Here is an 18967-nt window from a genome sequence, read left to right as displayed (position 1 = left end):
TTATATGCAGGCTCAGGCTGCGTTGTGCAAAGCATCGCATCCGGGGATAGATGCTGCATTAAATTTAAGATTCAGCTTCCTCTTCAGCCACCCGTACGCCAATCTTCAACACTTCATTATCTTCTTTCTCGGCCACCGTCCAGATCATCCCGGCAAACTCTACCTGGTCGCCGACAACCGGTGCCGCGCCTAACAACTGCTGGACAATTTCACCCAGCGTTTGCTGCTTATCGCGATATTCTCGCCCATCTTCCAGGCCATATATCAGCGCCACATCAGCATATTTTGCACTGGCTTCGAGAATGAAGTCACCAAAGAAGCGTTGATCCAACGCGACCGGCGGCGACTGGCTAAACAGTTTACCGAGTGCCGGGAGATCGCGTTCCCGACCAATTACACACAACACATCACCTTCGCGTAGTCGGGTGCTGCCGGTGGGATGAAGCAATTGGTTATCACGAAACAGTGCCGCAATACGCGTCTCTTTTGGCATATGCAGATCGCGCAGTGCCGCACCTACACACCATTTATCGGCACTCAACTGATAAACAAACTGCTCCCATGGATTTTCCGGATGAATATCCAGGCCAACGCGCGACACCGGACGTCCGACGGGCGGAACCACCACTTTGGCCTTTTTCGCCGCCCACGAGAGTGATGTTCCCTGCAATAGCAGTGAAACCAGAACCACAAAGAAGGCGACATTAAAGAACAGTCGCGCATTCTCCAGCCCTGCCATCATCGGGAATACGGCCAGGATGATTGGCACCGCGCCGCGTAATCCCACCCAACTGATAAACACGCGCTCACGTAGATTAAAACCGCGGAACGGTAGCAATCCGGCAAATACCGAAAGGGGACGGGCGAAGAAAATCATCCATGCAGACAAAATGAGCGCCGGAATGGCGATAGGCAGTAGATCGCTTGGGTTAACCAACAGCCCCAGCACCAGGAACATGGCGATTTGTGCCAGCCAGGCGAGGCCGTCGAAATTTTGCAGAATGCCGTAGCGGTTGCGAATTGGACGATTACCCAGCAGAAAACCGCACAGATAAACAGCCAGAATACCGCTGCCTTCCAGCGCCGTGGTTAAAGCAAAAATCAAAATACCACCGCTTAATGCCAGCAGTGGATATAAACCGGCGGGCAGGGCGATGCGATTAATCATTTGCAGCAGTAAATAACCACCGCCAAGACCGATGACAATCCCGAGGCCAAATTGTTGCAGAATATCGACCACGAACATCCAGCTGATACTGCTTTCATGATGCTGGATCATCGCAATCAGGGTAATCGTCAGAAAGACCGCCATTGGATCATTACTGCCGGACTCTATCTCCAGCGTCGAGCCAACACGTTCATTAAGCCCCTTACCACCCAGTAAAGAAAAGACCGCCGCAGCATCGGTGGAGCCGACGATAGCGCCGATTAATAAACCTTCGATCAAATCAAGATTAAACAGCCACGCCGCCATCATGCCGGTTAAACCGGAGGTGATAAGTACGCCCAGCGTCGCCAGCGACAGCGCCGGTCCTAACGCCACACGAAAGGAACTGGCCTGAGTGCGCATCCCGCCGTCGAGCAAAATAATCGCCAGCGCCAGGTTACTTACCATGTAGGCGAAGGGATAATTATCAAACGGGATACCGCCGACGCCATCGACTCCTGCCAGCATGCCGATCGCCAGAAAAATAACCAGAATAGGAATGCCAAGACGGGAAGAAAATGAACTAAGTAATATACTGCTGGTGACAAGGATGGATCCTAAGATGAAAAGGCTAATTATTGTTGTGGCATCCAACGGTCGGTTACTCCTGATTACGCTGTCTCTTATATAAACCCTACCATATTAGCGGCAGAGACAGCGTTTTACTTAGCCCTGAAGCGTGATTTTTTTACATTTTAAGAACAGGATGACCGTTAATCGTCAACTGAGTGCCTTCCTGGGTGTTATTAAGTATGGCATGTGCGCCCAATGGCAGCGTAACCGTGCGTTGTTCATGACCAAAATCGAGGCCGGTGATAAGTGGAATCGACAGGCGGGAACGCAAAAACGCGTACACAGACTCCAGGTTGTAACCTGCGTCATAATCATTGGGCGTGCTGCCGCTAAAGCTACCGAGAATAATCGCCTTCTGACGGGGCAAAATTCCCGCATGATAGAGCTGCAATAGCATACGTTCGACGCGGAAAGGGTGCTCGTTAATATCTTCCAGCACCAGAATACCATTCTCAATTTGTGGCATCCATGGTGTGCCGATCAGTGAAATGAGCATCGCAAGATTGCCTCCCCACAACATGCCTTCAGTCTGACATGTCGGGCCTTCCCCTTGCCATTCAATGGTGAAGGTTTCATTGCGTAACGCCAGCCAGAAATGGTGCTCGGTAAAGGCGTTTAGTTCATCCGCGCCAAAGTTTGCCACCAGCATGGGGCCGCTAAAAGTGATGACATTGCCTTGCGCCAGAAGACCGCACTGAATGGCGGTAAAATCGCTATGTCCGCAAATGAGCAACGGGTCATGTTGTTGGCGAGCCACCAGTGCCTGCCAGTCAATATCCGCCAGTAAACGACTGGCACCGTAACCACCGCGTACAGCCAGCACGATAGTGTTGGGGGTAGTCAGTCTGGCAAGGGAATTGAGATCTTCCAGACGCTCCGTTTCCGTACCCGCAAAACGCTCACAACGACGGGCAATAACCTCGACGTTATTGACCTGATGCCCCGCGTCGGTAAGGCGCTGGATACCACGCAGCGCATCGTGTTGTTTTATGCAGTAACCCGATGGGGCTATTAAGTGAAACAGAGACATGGCAATTCCTTGCTGACAACAGAAACGAAATGTATATCATGCCGCTTAGGTGTGCCGTTGTCACCTCAACGGCGATTCCAGGCTATAAGGATAGAAGAAGTGAAATTAAGATGGTTTGCCTTTTTGATTGTGTTATTAGCGGGTTGTTCATCAAAGCATGACTACACGAACCCGCCGTGGAACGCGAAAGTTCCGGTGCAACGTGCGATGCAGTGGATGCCAATAAGCCAGAAAGCCGGTGCAGCCTGGGGCGTCGATCCACAATTAATTACGGCGATTATCGCTATCGAATCGGGTGGTAATCCGAACGCGGTGAGTAAATCGAATGCCATTGGTTTGATGCAGTTAAAAGCTTCAACCTCCGGACGTGATGTCTATCGCCGTATGGGCTGGAGTGGTGAGCCGACGACCAGCGAGCTGAAGAATCCAGAACGTAATATTTCAATGGGGGCGGCTTACCTGAATATTCTGGAAACCGGCCCGCTAGCAGGCATTGAAGATCCGAAGGTACTGCAATATGCGCTGGTGGTGTCATACGCTAACGGGGCAGGTGCGTTGTTACGGACTTTCTCGTCAGATCGGAAAAAGGCGATCAGCAAAATCAACGATCTGGATGCTGACGAGTTCCTCGACCATGTAGCACGAAATCATCCTGCGCCGCAGGCACCGCGCTATATCTACAAACTTGAGCAGGCACTGGACGCGATGTAAATCAGTCGCGCACTTTGGCCGCTTTCTCCCGGGCTTCCCGCTCGAGAGAGAAAATAATCCGCTGTAATTGCCGCTCCACCGTCGGGCTGACGTTAAGAAAACGGAAGCTCAGACGGGGAGTGGTGATGGTTTCATTCTTGCCATCAATCACTTTGCGCTCGCTGATTGAGATTAACTGGGCGTCAAAGTGAAAAACACCCCATTGCCCCATGTTGACTTCAATCTGAGCGAAGCGCATGCCTTCGTGCAATCCGGCAGGCTTTGCCGTTTCCAGTAATGCGCCCATGCCACCTAACGACAAATCATACAGGCGGAAACGTAACGTACTGTTATCTGCCAGTTTGGTCTGGCAAAAATAAGGCGGATGGAGCGGGGCGGAGATGCGGAAATATCGGCGTCGTTGTACAAACCACAAGGTGGGAGGCGGTACGGTAATAAATGCCGGAAGCTGCAAGTATTCACTCTGCTGTAGTTGTTCAACAGTAAATTCGACTTTCGCGCCCTGGGTTTCGGCGGTAATGGTAATGTGCTGCGCCTTTAACACAGCGTTGTTATCTTCGGCTTGACTGCCGAAATCCAGCACCAGTTTATCCGGGGTTATTGCCAGTATTTTGCTGATCAGCTGCCCGCCATTCCAACTGATACGCAAAGGAATTGCGGCTTTGTGCAAATCGCGTAACACGCCCAGGACGGCTAACGAATTTTGTTTCAGGAACTGCTCATGGTAATGACTCACGCGGAAAAACTCCTGACTGACAAACTGTCTTTGGTTTATCGGTCACAGTTAACAAAACTTAATACAAATGCGTGAATATTTTTTACATGTTGTTCTTAAATCAGCCGACAAACGCCCAGCATCGATCCCGCCCTTGCCTATACTTAGAGCGTTGACGTAAGCATTTCTTGCGTCCGATTCATCGAAACGAGGGCCTGAACATGGGAATTATTGCCTGGATTATTTTTGGCCTGATAGCCGGCATTATCGCCAAGCTAATCATGCCGGGGCGTGATGGTGGTGGATTTTTCCTGACCTGTATTCTCGGGATAATCGGTGCGGTGGTCGGCGGCTGGCTGGCGACCATGTTTGGCATTGGCGGCTCCATCAGTGGTTTTAATCTGCACAGCTTCCTGGTGGCGGTAGTGGGCGCTATCCTGGTGCTGGGCGTATTCCGCCTCCTGCGAAGAGAATAAGATTTTCATAAGGCGGATAGCGATACAGATGCCGCTATCCGCTTTCACATCAGAACGTATACTCGATACCAGCCCAGAAATTGCGACCTTCTTCAATAAACCCTTCACTGTAGGCATATTTGGTATCAAACAGGTTATTGACCGACGCATTAACGCTGAAGCCATGACCTAAGGTGTAATCGGCTCGAATGTGGGTCACCGCAAAACCGGCGGCTTTTTGTGAACCGTCACTGTTGCTGTAGCTGGAGGAACGCGCCTCTTCCGACAGCGTTACGCTTAACGGCTCCCACGGTTTGAGAGTCATCCATGCGGTCATTGTCTGCGTTGGCAGATCGGTTATCTTGCCGATGTCTTTACGTTTGGCATCAGCGTGGATCAGGGCGTAGCTCAATCCTACATCCAGTATATTGCTGATTTTCCCCTTAATACCGGCATCCAGACCGCTGTAATCCACCGTGCCGCTGTTCTGATTTTGAATGGTATCGGCATCGATATTGTGCGAGAGGATGGCATCACTCACCCGGTTATAGTAAACGCTGACCTCAAATCCCCAGTCGTGCGTGAAGGCACCATTCCAGGTTAAATCCACCCCGCGCGCGCGTTCCGGCTTGAGCTGCGGGTTAACAATCGCTATCTGGTTATACGCAGGTTTGGACGTGGTATAGCGTTCTTTCAGCGTCGGAAAGCGTGTGCGGTCATAGTACGAAAGCGCCAGCGTGTCTTCATTGGCAAAGTGGTATTTCCCCATCACCTGCCAGTTAAAAGCTGACTGATTGTTGTCGTCATAATGGGTGATACTGCCATCTTTCTCATGTTTTTTCGCTTCTACGCTATCGCGCCAGTCATAGCTGATTCCAGCCACGACATCGACATTATCGGCAGCAGCCCATTGATATTCACTGGCGAGCGACCAGGTACGATCTTCATAGCGATCGTAAGCGGCGTGCGGCGCACCTTTTTCCCGGTGTACGTCATCTTTCCAGTTAACGGCAAACGACAGCAGATCGTTTTCACGCACATCGGCTGCCAGTTGTAACCCGGCACCGTCGCTGTAATCGGAATAATGGCTGTAGCTGCCTTTTTTATTTTTCAAATCAGCCAGCGAGTTGTACATCATTAGCGTATTTTCAAAGGTGTCGCGATACAGCCGACTTTTCAGGGTAAAACGATCGTTTAGTTGGGTCGTTCCCTGATAATAAAAACTTTCTTTGTCATACTCTGGCCACTGCCAGTAGCGTGATTTCTGACCACTATTTCCACTGTATGGCGGGTTATCTTTTTCACCATCCTGCTTAATGTAAGTCAATGTGTATTCATCGTTTTCGCGTGGTGTAAAACCGAGCTTCACAATGCCGCGTTTATCATCAGCCGATGAATTAATCATCTTGCCGTGTTTGCCTGCAATATCATTATTTACACCATGCGGCAGGCCGAGAAAATCCTGCTTTAGCTGGCTACCGCTGACTTGCAAATACCCCAGATCGCTGCTGGCGGCAAATGAAGCATGCATATCGTAGGCATTGTCCTGGCTACGGCTCCATCCCTGGCGATATCCCAGACTTGCTTCCAGAGGTTTTGTTGGCTTCTGGGTGGTGATATTAATGGCTCCGCCCATCTGATTAGGCCCCTGAAGCAGCGACGAATACCCTTTGGAAACTTCAACTGCCCCCAAATTGTTGGTCAGAATCCGCGCCAGATCGAGGTTGCCGTCATAGGGAACATAAATGGGCACACCATCGAAATAGACCGGCACCTGACGACTATCAAAGCCACGAACTTTGACCTGTTCTTCGTTGCGGCTACCTGACTTTTGCAGTACCACGCCGGGGACGACACTTAATGCCTGAGCGACATTCTGTTTATCCAGGGCCTTCATGGTGGGTTGATCGAGAACGGTGGTCGTCGTTGATGATACCGGACTGGACCATACGGTCAGCGTGTCGCTCTCCTGAGCCGCTACGGCCTGCTGGGTAAAGGCAAGTGATAATGCTGTGCAGAGATAACGTTTTTTGAGTCTCATAGAATAAATTCCGTTTAACAAAGAATTAAATAGAGGCTGCGGGTTGCAGACTGACTTTAATGTCAGCTGGTGTCGCGTAATAAGGCGCGGAGGTAATAAAAAGGCGAATGCCGCAGTCGAGGTAATTTTTGAGTGTTGTTAGATTAAATCCGCCGGTCAGAGCCAGCGTGCAGTGAGGAGCCAGCGACGGTGCTATTTGCGCAATTTCAGTTGCCTGTTGCGGATTAAATTTGTCGAGCTGAAGTACGTCTGGTTGCGCGCGTAACGCGGTGATTGCCTCTTTCGGCGTGTCGGCTTCAACAACTATTTTCTTCTCGGGTGCGTGGCGACGTAACTGATTGATTGCGCCTGACCAGTCCTGATTGTCATGAAGAAAATGACGGTGGTTGGCAAACAATAATATGGTTTCCGCACATCCGGCACGATGAATCAGTCCTCCGGCAGCCAGAATTGCCTGCGAGGCCAGTAAGCGGGTGCCCGGAATTGCTTTTCGGGTGCAGGCGATATTGCCATCAGGGTAACGTTCACGAAGTAACGCCAGCATTTGAGCGAGATAATCAGAAACACCGCAACTCCACTCCAGCACATTCTGAACTGCCTTCCATCCCTGATGAAGTGCTGCGGCATTACCTTGCGCACGGATTAGCCGCTGATCCGCGTTCGCTTGTGAACCGTCGCTGACCGCGTCATCAATAGTTAATCCCAGCGTAGTTAACATCTTACACGCGACAGAAATGCCGCTGACGCAGCCGCCCTGACGGTGAAAAAACTCTATATAACCATGCTGGTGTCCAATATTTAATGCTCGCGTGGTCAGGTCACCGCCCTGGATATCTTCCAGCAGTAACGCATCGATTTGTGCCTGAGAAAGGAAAATCATCGCAGTGCCTCTTGCGGTACGCTATCCCACCAGATGAGCGCCCAGTCGCGGCTGGCAGGGGCGAGGGCACGAGCATCTTGTTGTTGATACCAGCGATATAACCGCTCACGCTCATCGTCGTTAAGCGCGCCCAGACTCCAGCTGACGTTCTGCTCAAAACGTTCCCAGGTGCTGTTATCCTGTTGGCAATTTTGTCCGCGGATAAAATCAACGTGAGCATAAATTCCCATCTGATACAGGACGTTGAGCGCAAAGATATAGTTGGGTAATTCGATCACTTCCCGACCAGCCGCCCGCTGAATGGCTGGAGAGACGAACGAGGTGCTGACCAGATGAGTCGTATAGACGCGAAGCCGTGCCTGATTATTCAGTTTGCTCATTGCCTGGCGCATATCAGTCACCAGAGTGGAGCGGGAAGCCACGGCAATATCGCAGCGTGGCAGGTCACTCCAGTCCTCTTCCCAGGCGCGCTGGATCCAGTGGACATTGTCTGCGTTTAGCGCGGCGGCGCGACGGGCGGCAACGTTCAGCATCCCCTGACTGTAATCAACGCCATAAATCGTCGTGAGTTTGTCAGCCAGCGCCAGCGATACGGTACCCGGTCCGCAGCCCATATCGAATAAGGTCTGCGCGCCTTGCAGATCAATTTTAGCGGTCAGTTGTTGCAGGTAGCTGTCCGTAGGCGAGGCGCAATTTTCCGCCATTTTTTCCGCCCGTTGATCCCAGTGATCCGGCGTTTTTTCTGTGCGGTGGGCCAGCTTGAGTTGCTGCAGGTAAAGGTCCGCAAAATCAATATCATCAATGAGCATGATTGTTCCTTAGTGGCTAATTGCAGAGAGGTGATGATGAATCTGGTCGGCAGAAACCCGATACAGGGCAGCCAGTTTGTTCGTTGTTAACTGTTCGGTCGGTAAGCCTTGTGTTACTCGTCCATCTGGCTCTACCTGGATAATGCTGTCGGCAATGGCGTTGGCATGGAGCGGATGATGAGTCGACATTAGCATTGTCATGCCGTTATTTTTGAGCTGCGCCAGCGTGTCCAGTAGTTGGATCTGATGACCGAAATCGAGGCTGGAGGCAGGCTCATCCAGTAATAACAAGCGCGGTTGCTGGACGAGTGCACGGGCGATTAAAGCCAGCTGACGTTCACCGCCGCTAAGTGTATTCCAGCGTCGTGTCGCCAGATGCAAAATGCCCAGCTTTTCCAGTTGCTCCGTTGCTTTCAGGCGTTCTTGCTTACCGGGAACGGAAAAAGTGCCTATGGTGGGGGCCAGGCCCATCAACACCATATCCAGCACACTAAAAGCAAAAATGCCGTCGTGCGCCTGCGGCACCCAGGCAATAGCCTGCGCGCGCTGGCGATGGCTGAGTGTCTGCACAGGGAGGCTATCCAGTAAGATCTCGCCTTTTAATAACGGTATAACGCCAAGAATGGAGCGCATGAGTGTGGTTTTGCCGCAACCATTGGCTCCTAAAAGACAACAAATTGTTCCTTGCGACAGGGTGAAGGACACGTCGCGTAGCACCGGATGGCGGGAGTAACCCAGAGACGCATGACGGACGGCAAGCAAAGTCACTGGCGACCTCCACGTAACAACAAAAACAGGAAAAACGGTGCACCAACAAAAGCGGTCAGAATGCCAAGTGGGATTTCTGTTGTTCCAATGCTGCGTGCCAGCGTATCGGTAAGCAGGAGCAGAATCGCGCCAGTACACATTGCCATGGGCAACAGCTGCTGATGGTTATGACCGGTCAACAAGCGGGCAATGTGCGGAACGACCAGGCCGACCCAACCAATTATGCCCGCTATTGCTACCGTGCTGGCGGTGATTAGTGTGGCGCAGACAATTAATCCAAAGCGCAGACGTGTCACGTTCAGTCCCAGCGAATGGGCTTCGTCGTCGGAAAGCGTGAGTAAATTCATGCGCCAGCGGAGAAAAAACAGGGGCAAGGAGCCTATGAGAATGATCGGTGCAGCATAGCAGAGATCGCGTAAGGTCACGGTGGACAGCCCCCCCAGCAACCAGAAGGTAATTGACGGTAACTGGGTGTAAGGATCGGCCAGCGTTTTTATTAGCGATATCCCCGCTCCGCACAACGTTCCTAACGCAATGCCTACCAGCACCAGGGTTAAGATCGGATCGTGGCGGGTCACCCGACGCGTAATCAACCAGACGCCCGCGACCACCATCAGCCCGCCGCAAAATGCGTACAGCTGGATGTAAACAATGGATAATCCCCACAGGATTGCCGCGCAGGCACCAAGTCCGGCACCGGCGGAGACGCCTAAAATATCCGGTGACACTAAGGGATTACGGAACATTCCCTGATAGGTGGTTCCGGCCCCTGCCAGCGCCGCGCCCAGAAACAGCGCAGCAAGAATACGCGGCACGCGGATTTGCCAGAAGACAATTTGTTCCTGCACAGGAACATTTTCTTGACGAAGAATGAGCGCCAGCAGTTGCTGTATATCGAGATGATAAGCCCCACTTACGGCGGCAAAAGTGATACTGATAGCTGCCAGCAGCAAAATACATCCGTTGACGGTTCTCATTAGCTCGCCACCAATTTTTGATAGTCGGCGTCACTTAATGGGCAATGCCAGAACAGTTGGGCGTAATGCTGCATGTCACTTTTAAACTGGCGATTGATGGCGGGATCCAGCCAGGCGTGAAGTCTGCGTAATCCCAGAAGACGGTTGATTCCCGGCGGGGCATCCAGCCAGCCAAAGGGCAGGCCACTTAAAAATAAGATGCGTTGTTCCGCAACCGCTTTCACGCCCTGCCAGAGAGGATCACGACGAATAAAATCTGCAGTAACGGCCTCCTGAACCAGAATAATATCCGGCTGCCAGCGCAGGAGATTTTCCATGGAAACCTGTGTCAGACCGTGGCGATCGGCTATTTGCGCGACGTTGTGCAAACCTAATAATTCCGCCGCCTCGGTATGCAACGAACCCTGTAAGCCCGTTTCCAGCCCTCGAGGACCGCGCGCAGCATAAAAGCTGAGGTTAGCGGCGGGTGAGGTGGCGAATGCCTGAGCTTCACCAACGAAGCGGCTGGCGAGATAGGCTTGTTCTGCGGCGCGGTGCTCTTCGCCTAACGTTTTGCCAAGCGTTGTTAACTGTTCTGCTGATTGTTCCAGTTTCCCGTTAAGCAATAACCAGGGTATTTGTGTCTGTTCGCTAACCTGCCGTGCCTGGGAGATCCAGGTTTCATCCGTATTGCCGCAATCAACGACCAAATCGGGATGTAATGCCATAAGCCCTTCCAGCGAGAGTGTGCTGGCGCGCCCGGCGAGTCGTCCCAGCCTGGGGAGCTGGCGAATGTGCTCTGGCAATGGAATTAATGCCTGACGGGCAAAATCAAAAGAGGAAAAACCGACCATTTTTTCTGGCGCGACAGCCAGCAATAGTAAATCGGCGGGCGCGCCTGCGCTGACGATGCGTGTAATGTTTTGGGCTTCGGGAAGCGTCAGTGAGGCCCAGAATTTGACTGATTGTGCAAAGGACGGCAGATGATGCAGGAACAATGTCGACGCAAGAATCTGTGTAAACCTCCGTCTGGTTAGTGACATAAGTAATATCCTGATAATTAAAGCCGCTATATACTTACACATATAGCGAAAAAGATCATGTTTGATGTCAAAATTTGTCTAAAGAGACAGAATGATTTGCTTGTTTCTTAAATAACACTTTGTTCCACAAGAAAATTGCCAGGGAGAATGGGGAGTGGGGGAAAATATAAATAGAGGTGTAATGATTAACAAGTTGATAAAATAAAATTAAAATCTTCCCTAATAAAAGAAAATAAAGGCATAGACTGTAGAAAGAGTGGTATTTCGTGATGAATAAAGAGCAATGCCAATTTTATGCACGTAATGGCATTGCTCGATATACAGTAAAGTTAAGGCGTAGGTTCCGCCTCTTTTTGTTTTACCGGCTGTGTTGTTGATTCACTGAGTGGACGCGTCGCCGGAACATTGTCACATGGTTGCTCTTTCGGGCAGATCAAATCCAGCATTTTTAGCGTCACACCATTGGTCCAGCCAAAGCCATCCTGTAATGGATATTCGCCACCGCCGCCCCCTGTTCCGGTGGTGCTGACATCATATTTTTCCACCAGCTTTTTCTCCCGGTCATAGGTGTGCTGAACATTGGTCAGGAAGTGCCAGCTAATGTCCATCGCCACCTCTTTTTGCCCGTAGTTTTGTAATCCTTCTGTCGCGACCCACTGCAACGGTGCCCAGCCGTTTGGCGCATCCCATTGTTGCCCACTTTTCACCGACGTGGTGTTCAGGCCGCCTGGTTGCAGCAGATGTGTTTTCGTCGCCGTCGCCATTTTGCTGGCGCGATCTTTCGCTGCCGCATTGACGTACAGCGGGAACAGGGCGGCAGCGGTTAACTGATTGCGCACTTTATGACTTTTCAGGTCGTAATCGGCATACCAGCCTTGTTGATCGTTCCACAGATATTTTTCGATCCCTTTTTGACGGGCATTCGCCAGCGTTTCGTACTGGTTTGCCATCGCGTTATCTCCGGCAGCTTTGCTGGCGCGGGCAAGGATTTTTTCCATTTTGAACATCAGGCTATTCAGATCGACCGGTACGATGCTGGTGGTGCGTAAGGTATTTAACTGCTGCGGATTGTCCATCCAGCGCGAGCTAAAATCCCAGCCAGACGCAGCGGCAGAGCGCAGGTCGCGGTAAATTTCAGTGGCAGGCCGGTTCGGGTTGCTTTTGGCGGTGGCAATATCTTCCACCCATGACTCTGGCCGTGGCGTATCGCGATCGTCCCAGTAGCGGTTGAGAAGGGTACCATCCTGAAGTTTTACAACGCGTTTTTCCTGTTGTCCGGCTTGCAGGTTTTCAACACCGTCCATCCAGTAAGCATATTCTTTTTGCATTTGCGGCAGGTATTGCTTCAATGCGACATCACCGTCATGCTGCGCCAGTAACTCTACCATCAGGGCAAAGAAGGGCGGTTGCGAGCGGCTTAAATAGTAACTGCGGTTGCCGTTGGGAATATGACCGTAAGTGTCTATTTCATGAGCAAAATTGGTCACCATATCCGCAACTTTATCCCAGTGACCGCTTTCGGCAAGTCCTAACATGGTGAAGTAGCTGTCCCAGTAATATACCTCGCGAAAACGTCCGCCCGGCACGACATAAGGTTCCGGCAGCGGTAACAGAGAATCCCATTTTTCGGTGTTTTCGGTAGAACGCGTTAATACAGGCCAAAGTCCGTCAATATGTTCGCGCAGCGACTGCCCTTCTGGCGGAACATATTTCTCTCCCTCTTTCGGCAGAGTGAAATTGACGTTAACGAAATGGCGCAGATCAAAGCCGCTCTGGTTTTGCTGCATTCGATAATCTGCAAGGATCATTAGCGGATCGCTGTTCGGCACGGCATCAGCAAAGGTCTTTTGGTCCGGAAAAAGTTTGGCGTTTTGCACATCGTTAAACAGCGGCCCTAACAAAATATCAGGCGGCTGTGGCGTTACTGGCGTTTCTTCTGCCTGCGCCGCTAGCGCAGCGAAACACAACAAAACGCAGGCGGGAATTAACGCTATTTTTTGCGGGCGAGGAGGGGCGGTGGCTTTCATCAATCATTCTCCTTGGGCGAAACCGAACAAAACGGTATTCAAGTATCAGAAAACCTTAGTTCAGGATCGCACTAACTGCATGATCGAAATCTCATTCTGCGAACTGTCAGGCATTTTGGAAAAGGAGATTAAAGGGATAAATAAGGGTGAAATAGAGTAATTAAATAAAGTCTGTTTATTAGCCAGCCAGCGACGTTTGGTTTGCGATTAGCGCAGAAAAAATCATCATGACTTGGTAAAAAATATAACAGGTAGTTAAAAAATATCAGAGCAGAGTAAATTGCCGGATGGCATCAGAACGATGCCATCCGAACGGTGGTTTATCCCTGATGGCTGAAACGTTGCGTTTTAACGTCCAGCGTTAACGTTTCTTCAGGTTGTATCGCATACAGTTTCTCACCCTGCTGGCAAATCCAGCCAATCCCCAGTTCGTGGGCGATTAGGGCGCTGTGGGATACCGGACTTCCGGCGCTAAGGCAGATCCCTTTTACAACCGCCGGATCCAGTTGCAGAACCGTGGACGGATAAATGTTCTCCGCCAGTAAAATGGTTGGCGAGTTAAATTGCGGGAGTTCTTCTTTCGTTTGCGTCAGGTGGATTAGGGTGCGATGTAGAAGATCGTCCACATCGATATAGCGAGCCTGTAAATATTCATCATCCAGTTGTTGGTATTGCTGGCTTAGTTCTTTAAGAACGTGCTGCCAGGCATATTCTGCTGTGCAATGCTCATGCTGAAGAAATTCGTTTGCCGCCGCCAGCAGTTCTGGATCATCTAACAGTGTATGGTGACCAGAAAAGATTGCGGCAATATCGTCAAGCCCGCTCGCTTCTGCTTTCGCTGTTAACGTCATCAGATCTAATAACGTGAAGTCAATTGCCTGACGTAATCGTTCTTGTTCTTCTTCCACGCTCAGTGATGATTTTGCCTGTACCGTACATAAAACTGGTTGATAATAAAAGGCTTTACCCGAAACAGGCGGAATGGGCCGCTGAGTAGGCGGAGCAACTTCTTCCGTTTCACCAAAGTTATCTTCAGCCAGCTGACGGAAAGCAACCAGCGCCTCTTCAGCTTCTGGCCCTTTCGCAATCAGGCGCAGCGTATCGTTATAGCGGACTTGTAGTAGCGCGATCTGGTTAATACTCTCCGGCGTGACGCATTTACCGTTTTTCTCCAGCAACATATCGGCATTAAATGTCGATAAGGTATAAACCAGCCGGGAGGCCGGACGTACATGAAGGCCGTTACGGTTTTTAATGACCACGGCCAGAGAATGGGCTTCTTCATCGTACGGAGGACATGTGTCAGCGATTTCGGTGTCGGAGGACGGTAAACCCAGTTGTTCACGTTTGGCTTCCAGCGCATGCATGGCGTCATAGATAACTTTGTCGATATCTGCTCCCGAGGCCGCGCTGACTGTTGCTGCCAATGTACCTTCGACTAACGGTGCCGCACACAAACGTACTTTTGCGGCGATCTCGGGGGCCAGCAACTCCAGTGCAGTTTCAGCACTCAATAATGCGCTACCCATATCCATCATCACCAGCACATGGTCGGCATCGGCAACGGACTCGATGGCCTCCATCACTTTGACGGCATCGGTACCAATGGGATTTTGGGGATCGTCAATTCCCGCGGCAATGGCGATTTTACAGCTATCACTCATTAACATCTGACGGGCTAATTCACCGACACCTTCTCCCAGTCGGGCGCTATGTGAAACTATGACCAGGTTTACCATCACCATTTCCTTACTCTTTTGCGGCTAACGCCAGCATTTGCATCATAAACATCACGGAGGTCGCGCCGGGATCCTGGTGACCAATACTGCGTTCACCGAGATAACTGGCGCGGCCTTTGCGGGCTTGCATCGTAATCGTACTTTGTGCAGCGGATTCAGCGACGCTACTGGCGGCTTCGAGCGCCACCGGAACAGAGAGATTTTGCTCGCTGGACTGACGTAACGATTCCACCACCGGCACCCAGACATCACACATAGTTTTATCGCCAGGTTCGGCTTTCCCGCGGCTGATTACGCCGTCTACACCATCGCGGAACATCTGATACAGTTCTTCCAGCGTCAGGCTTTGCCGTGCCTGTGTCGCCTGTGCGGCGCGGATAAAGAAAGTACCGAACAGCGGACCACTGGCACCACCGACGCTGGAAAGCAGCGTCATGCCGGTATTCTTGAGAATGAAACCGATATCTTTATCTGCGATAGCAGGGAGTTTTTCTACCACCTTGCTAAAGCCACGGTTCATATTTAGCCCGTGGTCAGCGTCGCCAATTTCGCGATCCAGTCCGGTAAGATACTCGCTCTCTTTGCTGAAAATTTCTCCACAGCGAGTGAGCCAGTTAACAATTTGAGTTCTGCTCAGTGACATGGTTATCTCCTTATTTACCCCAGTTAAGCGCCGGGGTGTGGACCGGGGCGTCCCATAACGCCAGCGTTTCGTCATCAACTTTCAGTAAGGTGATGGAAAAACCGGTCATGTCCAGTGAGGTACAATACGCGCCGATTAAATTGCGCTCGATAGTCAAGCCCGCTTGCTGGCAACGCGTGGCCAGGCGGTTATAGACGCCATACAGTTCAGAAAGCGGAGTTGCACCAAGATTGTTGACGAGTGCAATTACTCGATCGCCAGACTGAAGCGGTTGTTTAGTTTGCGTCTCTTCCTGCCAGCTACCTTGTCGATAATCCCAGAAGCGGAGCGTGCGGTGGTATGTGCCATTTTCCAGCAGGGTGTCGAACATTTGATCAACTGTTCGGTCAAGGGAGGAGAAGGGGCGGCGGTCAATACCCGGCTCACCATGAATGCCGACGCCAAACTCCATCTCATTATCTGCCAGCGTAAAAGAAGGTTTTCCCGCGGCAGGAACGGTACAGGCATTGAGGGCGATACCAATAGAATGGCCCTGATTGTTCAACTTACGCCCCAGTTGTGCACAAGCCTCCAGCGAGTCGCCACGTTCTGCCGCTGCGCCTACGAGTTTTTCGATTAATACGGTGTTGGCAACGCCGCGCCGCCCAGCGGTATAAAGACTGTCTTTTACTGCAACGTCGTCATCAATGACCACGGTGGTCACTTTTACGCCGCTATCGTGCAGTAATTCTGTTGCTGTTTCAAAGTTAAGAATATCGCCGGTGTAATTTTTGATAATCAGCAGTACACCTTCGCCGCCATCAACTTGCATGGCGCATTCAAAAATTTTATCGGGCGTCGGTGAGGTGAATATTTCGCCCGGACAGGCCCCCGAAAGCATCCCCTGACCGATATAACCGCAGTGCATCGGTTCGTGTCCGCTGCCGCCGCCCGACAGCAGGGCGACTTTTCCTGCAACGGGGGCATCAGCTCGGGTGACATACACCGGATCCTGATGCAGTGTCAGCGATGAATGCGCTTTCGCCAGACCCGCCAGTTGTTCGTCCAGAACGTCTTGCACATCATTGATCAATTTTTTCATTATCTTGCTCCAGCAATTACGGTAGGGCATGGATGATGTTCAACGACACGGCGACCACTGACTGCCGATAAATCCATTGTGCATCAGGTAAGGGAAAAGAAAATTAGCCCAAATTATGTTTCATGGTGAAACATATGTTTTAATGAATGTTCCATATTGAAACTTTTACGCGTTTTAATACTAAAAATTGCGAGCCGGAACACCTTTTGTCACAAAGGATGCGGGATATGAGTGGCGCTTTTAACAACGATGAACGGGGCATATCTCCCTTAATTGCAGCCTCCTGGGAGCGATGCAATAAACTGATGAAACGGGAGACATGGAGCGTACCGCACCAGGCCCAGGGCGTGACATTTGCTACTATCTATCGGCGTAAGAAAGCGATGCTGACGCTCGGGCAGGCTGCGCTGGAAGATGCCTGGGAATATATGGAATCGCGGGCGTGCGGACTGTTCATCCTTGATGAAACCGCCTGCATCCTTAGTCGTTTTGGTGATCCACAAACGCTGCACCAGCTTAGTGTCCTTGGATTCAATGACGGCACGTATTGCGCAGAGGGAATTATTGGTACCTGTGCGCTATCGTTAGCGGCTATTTCTGGTCAGGCAGTGAAAACGATGGCCGATCAACATTTCAAACAGGCGCTCTGGGATTGGGCATTTTGTGCAACGCCACTGTTTGACAGCAAGGGCCGATTAACGGGAACGATAGCTTTGGCGTGTCCGGTTAAGCAAACCACCGCAGCTGATTTGCCGTTGACGCTGGCAATTGCACGCGAGGTAGGAAACTTACTGCTGACCGACAATTTACTGGCTGAAACAAACCGACATTTAAATCAACTTAACGCCTTGCTGGAAAGTATGGACGATGGCGTGATTAGCTGGGACGAGCAGGGTAATTTGCAATTTATCAATGCCCAGGCGGCGCGAGTCTTGCGCCTTGACGCGACGGCAAGTCAGGGAAGGGCGATCACTGAACTCTTAACGTTACCCGCCGTATTGCAACAAGCAATAAAACAGGCACATCCGCTCAAACACGTAGAAGCAACCTTTGAAAGTCAGCACCAGTTTATTGATGCGGTGATAACCCTTAAACCGATAATAGAAACGCAGGGAACCAGCTTTATTTTGTTGCTCCATCCTGTGGAACAGATGCGGCAGTTGATGACCAGTCAATTGGGAAAAGTCAGCCATACCTTCGCTCATATGCCACAGGACGATCCGCAAACTCGCCGCTTGATTCATTTTGGCCGCCAGGCGGCGCGTAGTAGCTTTCCTGTTTTGCTTTGTGGCGAAGAGGGCGTAGGCAAGGCACTGCTAAGTCAGGCAATTCATAATGAAAGTGAGCGTGCAGCAGGTCCCTACATCGCCGTCAATTGTGAGTTATATGGTGATGCGGCGCTGGCGGAAGAATTTATTGGCGGCGATCGCACGGACAATGAAAATGGTCGTCTGAGTCGACTGGAACTGGCGCACGGCGGCACGCTGTTTCTTGAAAAGATTGAATATCTGGCGGTGGAGTTACAGTCTGCTTTGCTTCAGGTTATCAAGCAGGGTGTTATCACGCGACTGGATGCGCGGCGTTTAATACCAATTGATGTCAAAGTGATTGCCACAACGACCGCGGACCTGGCAATGCTGGTGGAACAAAATCGCTTTAGTCGCCAGCTGTATTACGCGCTGCATGCATTTGAAATTACCATCCCGCCTCTGCGTATGCGGCGTGGCAGCATTCCGGCGCTGGTGAATAACAAATTACGCAGTCTTGAAAAACGCTTCTCTACGCGTCTGAAAATTGATGACGATGCCCTCGCTCGCCTGGTTTCTTGTGCATGGCCAGGCAACGATTTTGAACTTTACAGCGTCATCGAGAATCTTGCTCTGAGTAGTGATAACGGGCGCATTCGCGTCAGTGATTTGCCTGAACATCTGTTTACCGAGCAGGCGACAGATGATGTCAGCGCCACTCGCCTTTCCACCAGTCTGTCATTTGCGGAAGTTGAAAAAGAGGCAATTATTAACGCAGCCCAGGTCACAGGCGGTCGCATTCAGGAAATGTCGGCTTTACTTGGAATCGGCCGCACTACGCTGTGGCGGAAAATGAAGCAACATGGCATTGATGCAGGGCAGTTTAAGCGCCGGGTATGAAAGACAGAGACGATTTCTGATACATCTGAGTGATCTGTATTTCATTCCGGCGCACGCTAACAATTGAGCCTGTACATAGATTTGTGTAATTGCCTGATTTTGATATGTTCAATCCAGCATCAAATGAAGGTTAATTTATGGA

Annotated in this window: 16 protein-coding genes and 1 pseudogene; 4 read left to right on the top strand and 13 right to left on the bottom strand. The window is 51.0% G+C overall.

The annotated features are described in order from the left end of the window. The first annotated feature begins 4 nt into the window (after positions 1-4). Entirely contained in the window at positions 5-193 is a 189-nt protein-coding gene (locus tag BEB42_RS27250) for a hypothetical protein (RefSeq protein ID WP_418930500.1), read from the top strand. Here BEB42_RS27250 and BEB42_RS24240 read toward each other — a convergent pair. Both BEB42_RS24240 and ldcA read right to left on the bottom strand, forming a co-directional pair. Then, positions 131-1801 (bottom strand): annotated as a pseudogene (locus BEB42_RS24240) (potassium/proton antiporter); the annotation flags it as partial. The gene BEB42_RS27250 and the pseudogene BEB42_RS24240 sit on opposite strands and share 63 nt — an antisense overlap. A gap of 94 nt (positions 1802-1895) precedes the next feature. Beyond that, a complete protein-coding gene (gene ldcA / locus BEB42_RS24235; RefSeq protein ID WP_000051589.1) occupies positions 1896-2810 on the bottom strand; it encodes a muramoyltetrapeptide carboxypeptidase in 915 nt (304 codons plus the stop codon). A gap of 99 nt (positions 2811-2909) precedes the next feature. Between ldcA and emtA the strand changes: the two genes are divergently transcribed. Then, positions 2910-3521 carry a membrane-bound lytic murein transglycosylase EmtA gene (emtA, locus tag BEB42_RS24225; RefSeq protein ID WP_001295616.1) on the top strand — a complete coding sequence of 204 codons (612 nt, stop codon included), beginning with the start codon at positions 2910-2912 and terminating at the stop codon, positions 3519-3521. Position 3522: 1 nt separating this feature from the next. On the opposite strand, the gene ycgR is transcribed toward emtA, so the two are convergent. Further along, positions 3523-4257: a flagellar brake protein YcgR gene (gene ycgR, locus BEB42_RS24220; RefSeq protein WP_000020182.1), complete on the bottom strand. Its 735-nt coding sequence runs from the start codon at positions 4255-4257 to the stop codon at positions 3523-3525. Positions 4258-4457: 200 nt separating this feature from the next. On the opposite strand from ycgR, the gene BEB42_RS24215 reads away from it, so the two are divergent. Beyond that, a complete protein-coding gene (locus BEB42_RS24215; RefSeq protein WP_001353273.1) occupies positions 4458-4712 on the top strand; it encodes a GlsB/YeaQ/YmgE family stress response membrane protein in 255 nt (84 codons plus the stop codon). A 49-nt stretch (positions 4713-4761) separates the two neighbouring features. On the opposite strand, the gene BEB42_RS24210 is transcribed toward BEB42_RS24215, so the two are convergent. The 10 genes from BEB42_RS24210 to dhaK form a co-directional block, all read right to left on the bottom strand. Continuing rightward, positions 4762-6732 (bottom strand): TonB-dependent receptor plug domain-containing protein, encoded by a 1971-nt coding sequence (locus BEB42_RS24210; RefSeq protein ID WP_001295995.1) that lies wholly within the window; start codon positions 6730-6732, stop codon positions 4762-4764. 25 nt (positions 6733-6757) lie between these two features. Beyond that, positions 6758-7612: a ModD protein gene (gene modD, locus BEB42_RS24205; RefSeq protein WP_000576815.1), complete on the bottom strand. Its 855-nt coding sequence runs from the start codon at positions 7610-7612 to the stop codon at positions 6758-6760. Further along, a complete protein-coding gene (locus BEB42_RS24200; protein WP_000904004.1) occupies positions 7609-8421 on the bottom strand; it encodes a class I SAM-dependent methyltransferase in 813 nt (270 codons plus the stop codon). The genes modD and BEB42_RS24200 overlap by 4 nt, the downstream gene beginning before the upstream one ends. A gap of 9 nt (positions 8422-8430) precedes the next feature. After that, complete coding sequence (locus BEB42_RS24195; RefSeq protein ID WP_000173315.1) at positions 8431-9189, bottom strand: ABC transporter ATP-binding protein; 759 nt, start codon at positions 9187-9189, stop codon at positions 8431-8433. Then, complete coding sequence (locus tag BEB42_RS24190; RefSeq protein ID WP_001261252.1) at positions 9186-10166, bottom strand: FecCD family ABC transporter permease; 981 nt, start codon at positions 10164-10166, stop codon at positions 9186-9188. The genes BEB42_RS24195 and BEB42_RS24190 overlap by 4 nt, the downstream gene beginning before the upstream one ends. Beyond that, positions 10166-11188: an iron ABC transporter substrate-binding protein gene (locus BEB42_RS24185; protein ID WP_000060144.1), complete on the bottom strand. Its 1023-nt coding sequence runs from the start codon at positions 11186-11188 to the stop codon at positions 10166-10168. Before BEB42_RS24185 ends, BEB42_RS24190 begins: the two co-directional genes overlap by 1 nt. 329 nt (positions 11189-11517) lie before the next feature. Beyond that, complete coding sequence (gene treA / locus BEB42_RS24175; protein ID WP_074496821.1) at positions 11518-13215, bottom strand: alpha,alpha-trehalase; 1698 nt, start codon at positions 13213-13215, stop codon at positions 11518-11520. A 320-nt stretch (positions 13216-13535) separates the two neighbouring features. Continuing rightward, positions 13536-14954: a dihydroxyacetone kinase phosphoryl donor subunit DhaM gene (gene dhaM / locus BEB42_RS24170; protein WP_001353269.1), complete on the bottom strand. Its 1419-nt coding sequence runs from the start codon at positions 14952-14954 to the stop codon at positions 13536-13538. Between the two features lie 10 nt (positions 14955-14964). Beyond that, the gene (gene dhaL, locus BEB42_RS24165) at positions 14965-15597 is read right to left on the bottom strand and encodes a dihydroxyacetone kinase subunit DhaL (protein WP_001353268.1); all 633 of its coding nucleotides are present in this window, start codon (positions 15595-15597) and stop codon (positions 14965-14967) included. A gap of 10 nt (positions 15598-15607) precedes the next feature. Continuing rightward, complete coding sequence (gene dhaK / locus BEB42_RS24160; RefSeq protein WP_000733742.1) at positions 15608-16678, bottom strand: dihydroxyacetone kinase subunit DhaK; 1071 nt, start codon at positions 16676-16678, stop codon at positions 15608-15610. Positions 16679-16905: 227 nt separating this feature from the next. On the opposite strand from dhaK, the gene dhaR reads away from it, so the two are divergent. Further along, positions 16906-18825, top strand: coding sequence for a dihydroxyacetone kinase operon transcriptional regulator DhaR (dhaR, locus tag BEB42_RS24155; RefSeq protein ID WP_001353265.1), 1920 nt, complete (start codon positions 16906-16908; stop codon positions 18823-18825). The last annotated feature ends 142 nt before the right edge of the window (positions 18826-18967 follow it).

This window comes from Escherichia sp. MOD1-EC5990, assembly GCF_002965285.1.
Classification (GTDB): domain Bacteria; phylum Pseudomonadota; class Gammaproteobacteria; order Enterobacterales; family Enterobacteriaceae; genus Escherichia; species Escherichia coli_F.
The sequence above is the reverse complement of the archived record's forward strand: the minus strand, read 5'-3'. Positions and strand labels throughout refer to the sequence as shown.

What these genes read in the sequence shown, in the direction of transcription:
- ldcA (WP_000051589.1), bottom strand. Translation starts at nt 2,810, where the DNA reads ATGTCTCTGTTTCACTTAATAGCCCCATCGGGTTACTGCATAAAACAA.
- BEB42_RS24210 (WP_001295995.1), bottom strand. Translation starts at nt 6,732, where the DNA reads ATGAGACTCAAAAAACGTTATCTCTGCACAGCATTATCACTTGCCTTT.
- dhaR (WP_001353265.1), top strand. Translation starts at nt 16,906, where the DNA reads ATGAGTGGCGCTTTTAACAACGATGAACGGGGCATATCTCCCTTAATT.
- treA (WP_074496821.1), bottom strand. Translation starts at nt 13,215, where the DNA reads ATGAAAGCCACCGCCCCTCCTCGCCCGCAAAAAATAGCGTTAATTCCC.
- dhaM (WP_001353269.1), bottom strand. Translation starts at nt 14,954, where the DNA reads ATGGTAAACCTGGTCATAGTTTCACATAGCGCCCGACTGGGAGAAGGT.
- BEB42_RS24185 (WP_000060144.1), bottom strand. Translation starts at nt 11,188, where the DNA reads ATGTCACTAACCAGACGGAGGTTTACACAGATTCTTGCGTCGACATTG.
- BEB42_RS27250 (WP_418930500.1), top strand. Translation starts at nt 5, where the DNA reads ATGCAGGCTCAGGCTGCGTTGTGCAAAGCATCGCATCCGGGGATAGAT.
- modD (WP_000576815.1), bottom strand. Translation starts at nt 7,612, where the DNA reads ATGATTTTCCTTTCTCAGGCACAAATCGATGCGTTACTGCTGGAAGAT.
- dhaK (WP_000733742.1), bottom strand. Translation starts at nt 16,678, where the DNA reads ATGAAAAAATTGATCAATGATGTGCAAGACGTTCTGGACGAACAACTG.
- BEB42_RS24190 (WP_001261252.1), bottom strand. Translation starts at nt 10,166, where the DNA reads ATGAGAACCGTCAACGGATGTATTTTGCTGCTGGCAGCTATCAGTATC.
- BEB42_RS24215 (WP_001353273.1), top strand. Translation starts at nt 4,458, where the DNA reads ATGGGAATTATTGCCTGGATTATTTTTGGCCTGATAGCCGGCATTATC.
- dhaL (WP_001353268.1), bottom strand. Translation starts at nt 15,597, where the DNA reads ATGTCACTGAGCAGAACTCAAATTGTTAACTGGCTCACTCGCTGTGGA.
- BEB42_RS24200 (WP_000904004.1), bottom strand. Translation starts at nt 8,421, where the DNA reads ATGCTCATTGATGATATTGATTTTGCGGACCTTTACCTGCAGCAACTC.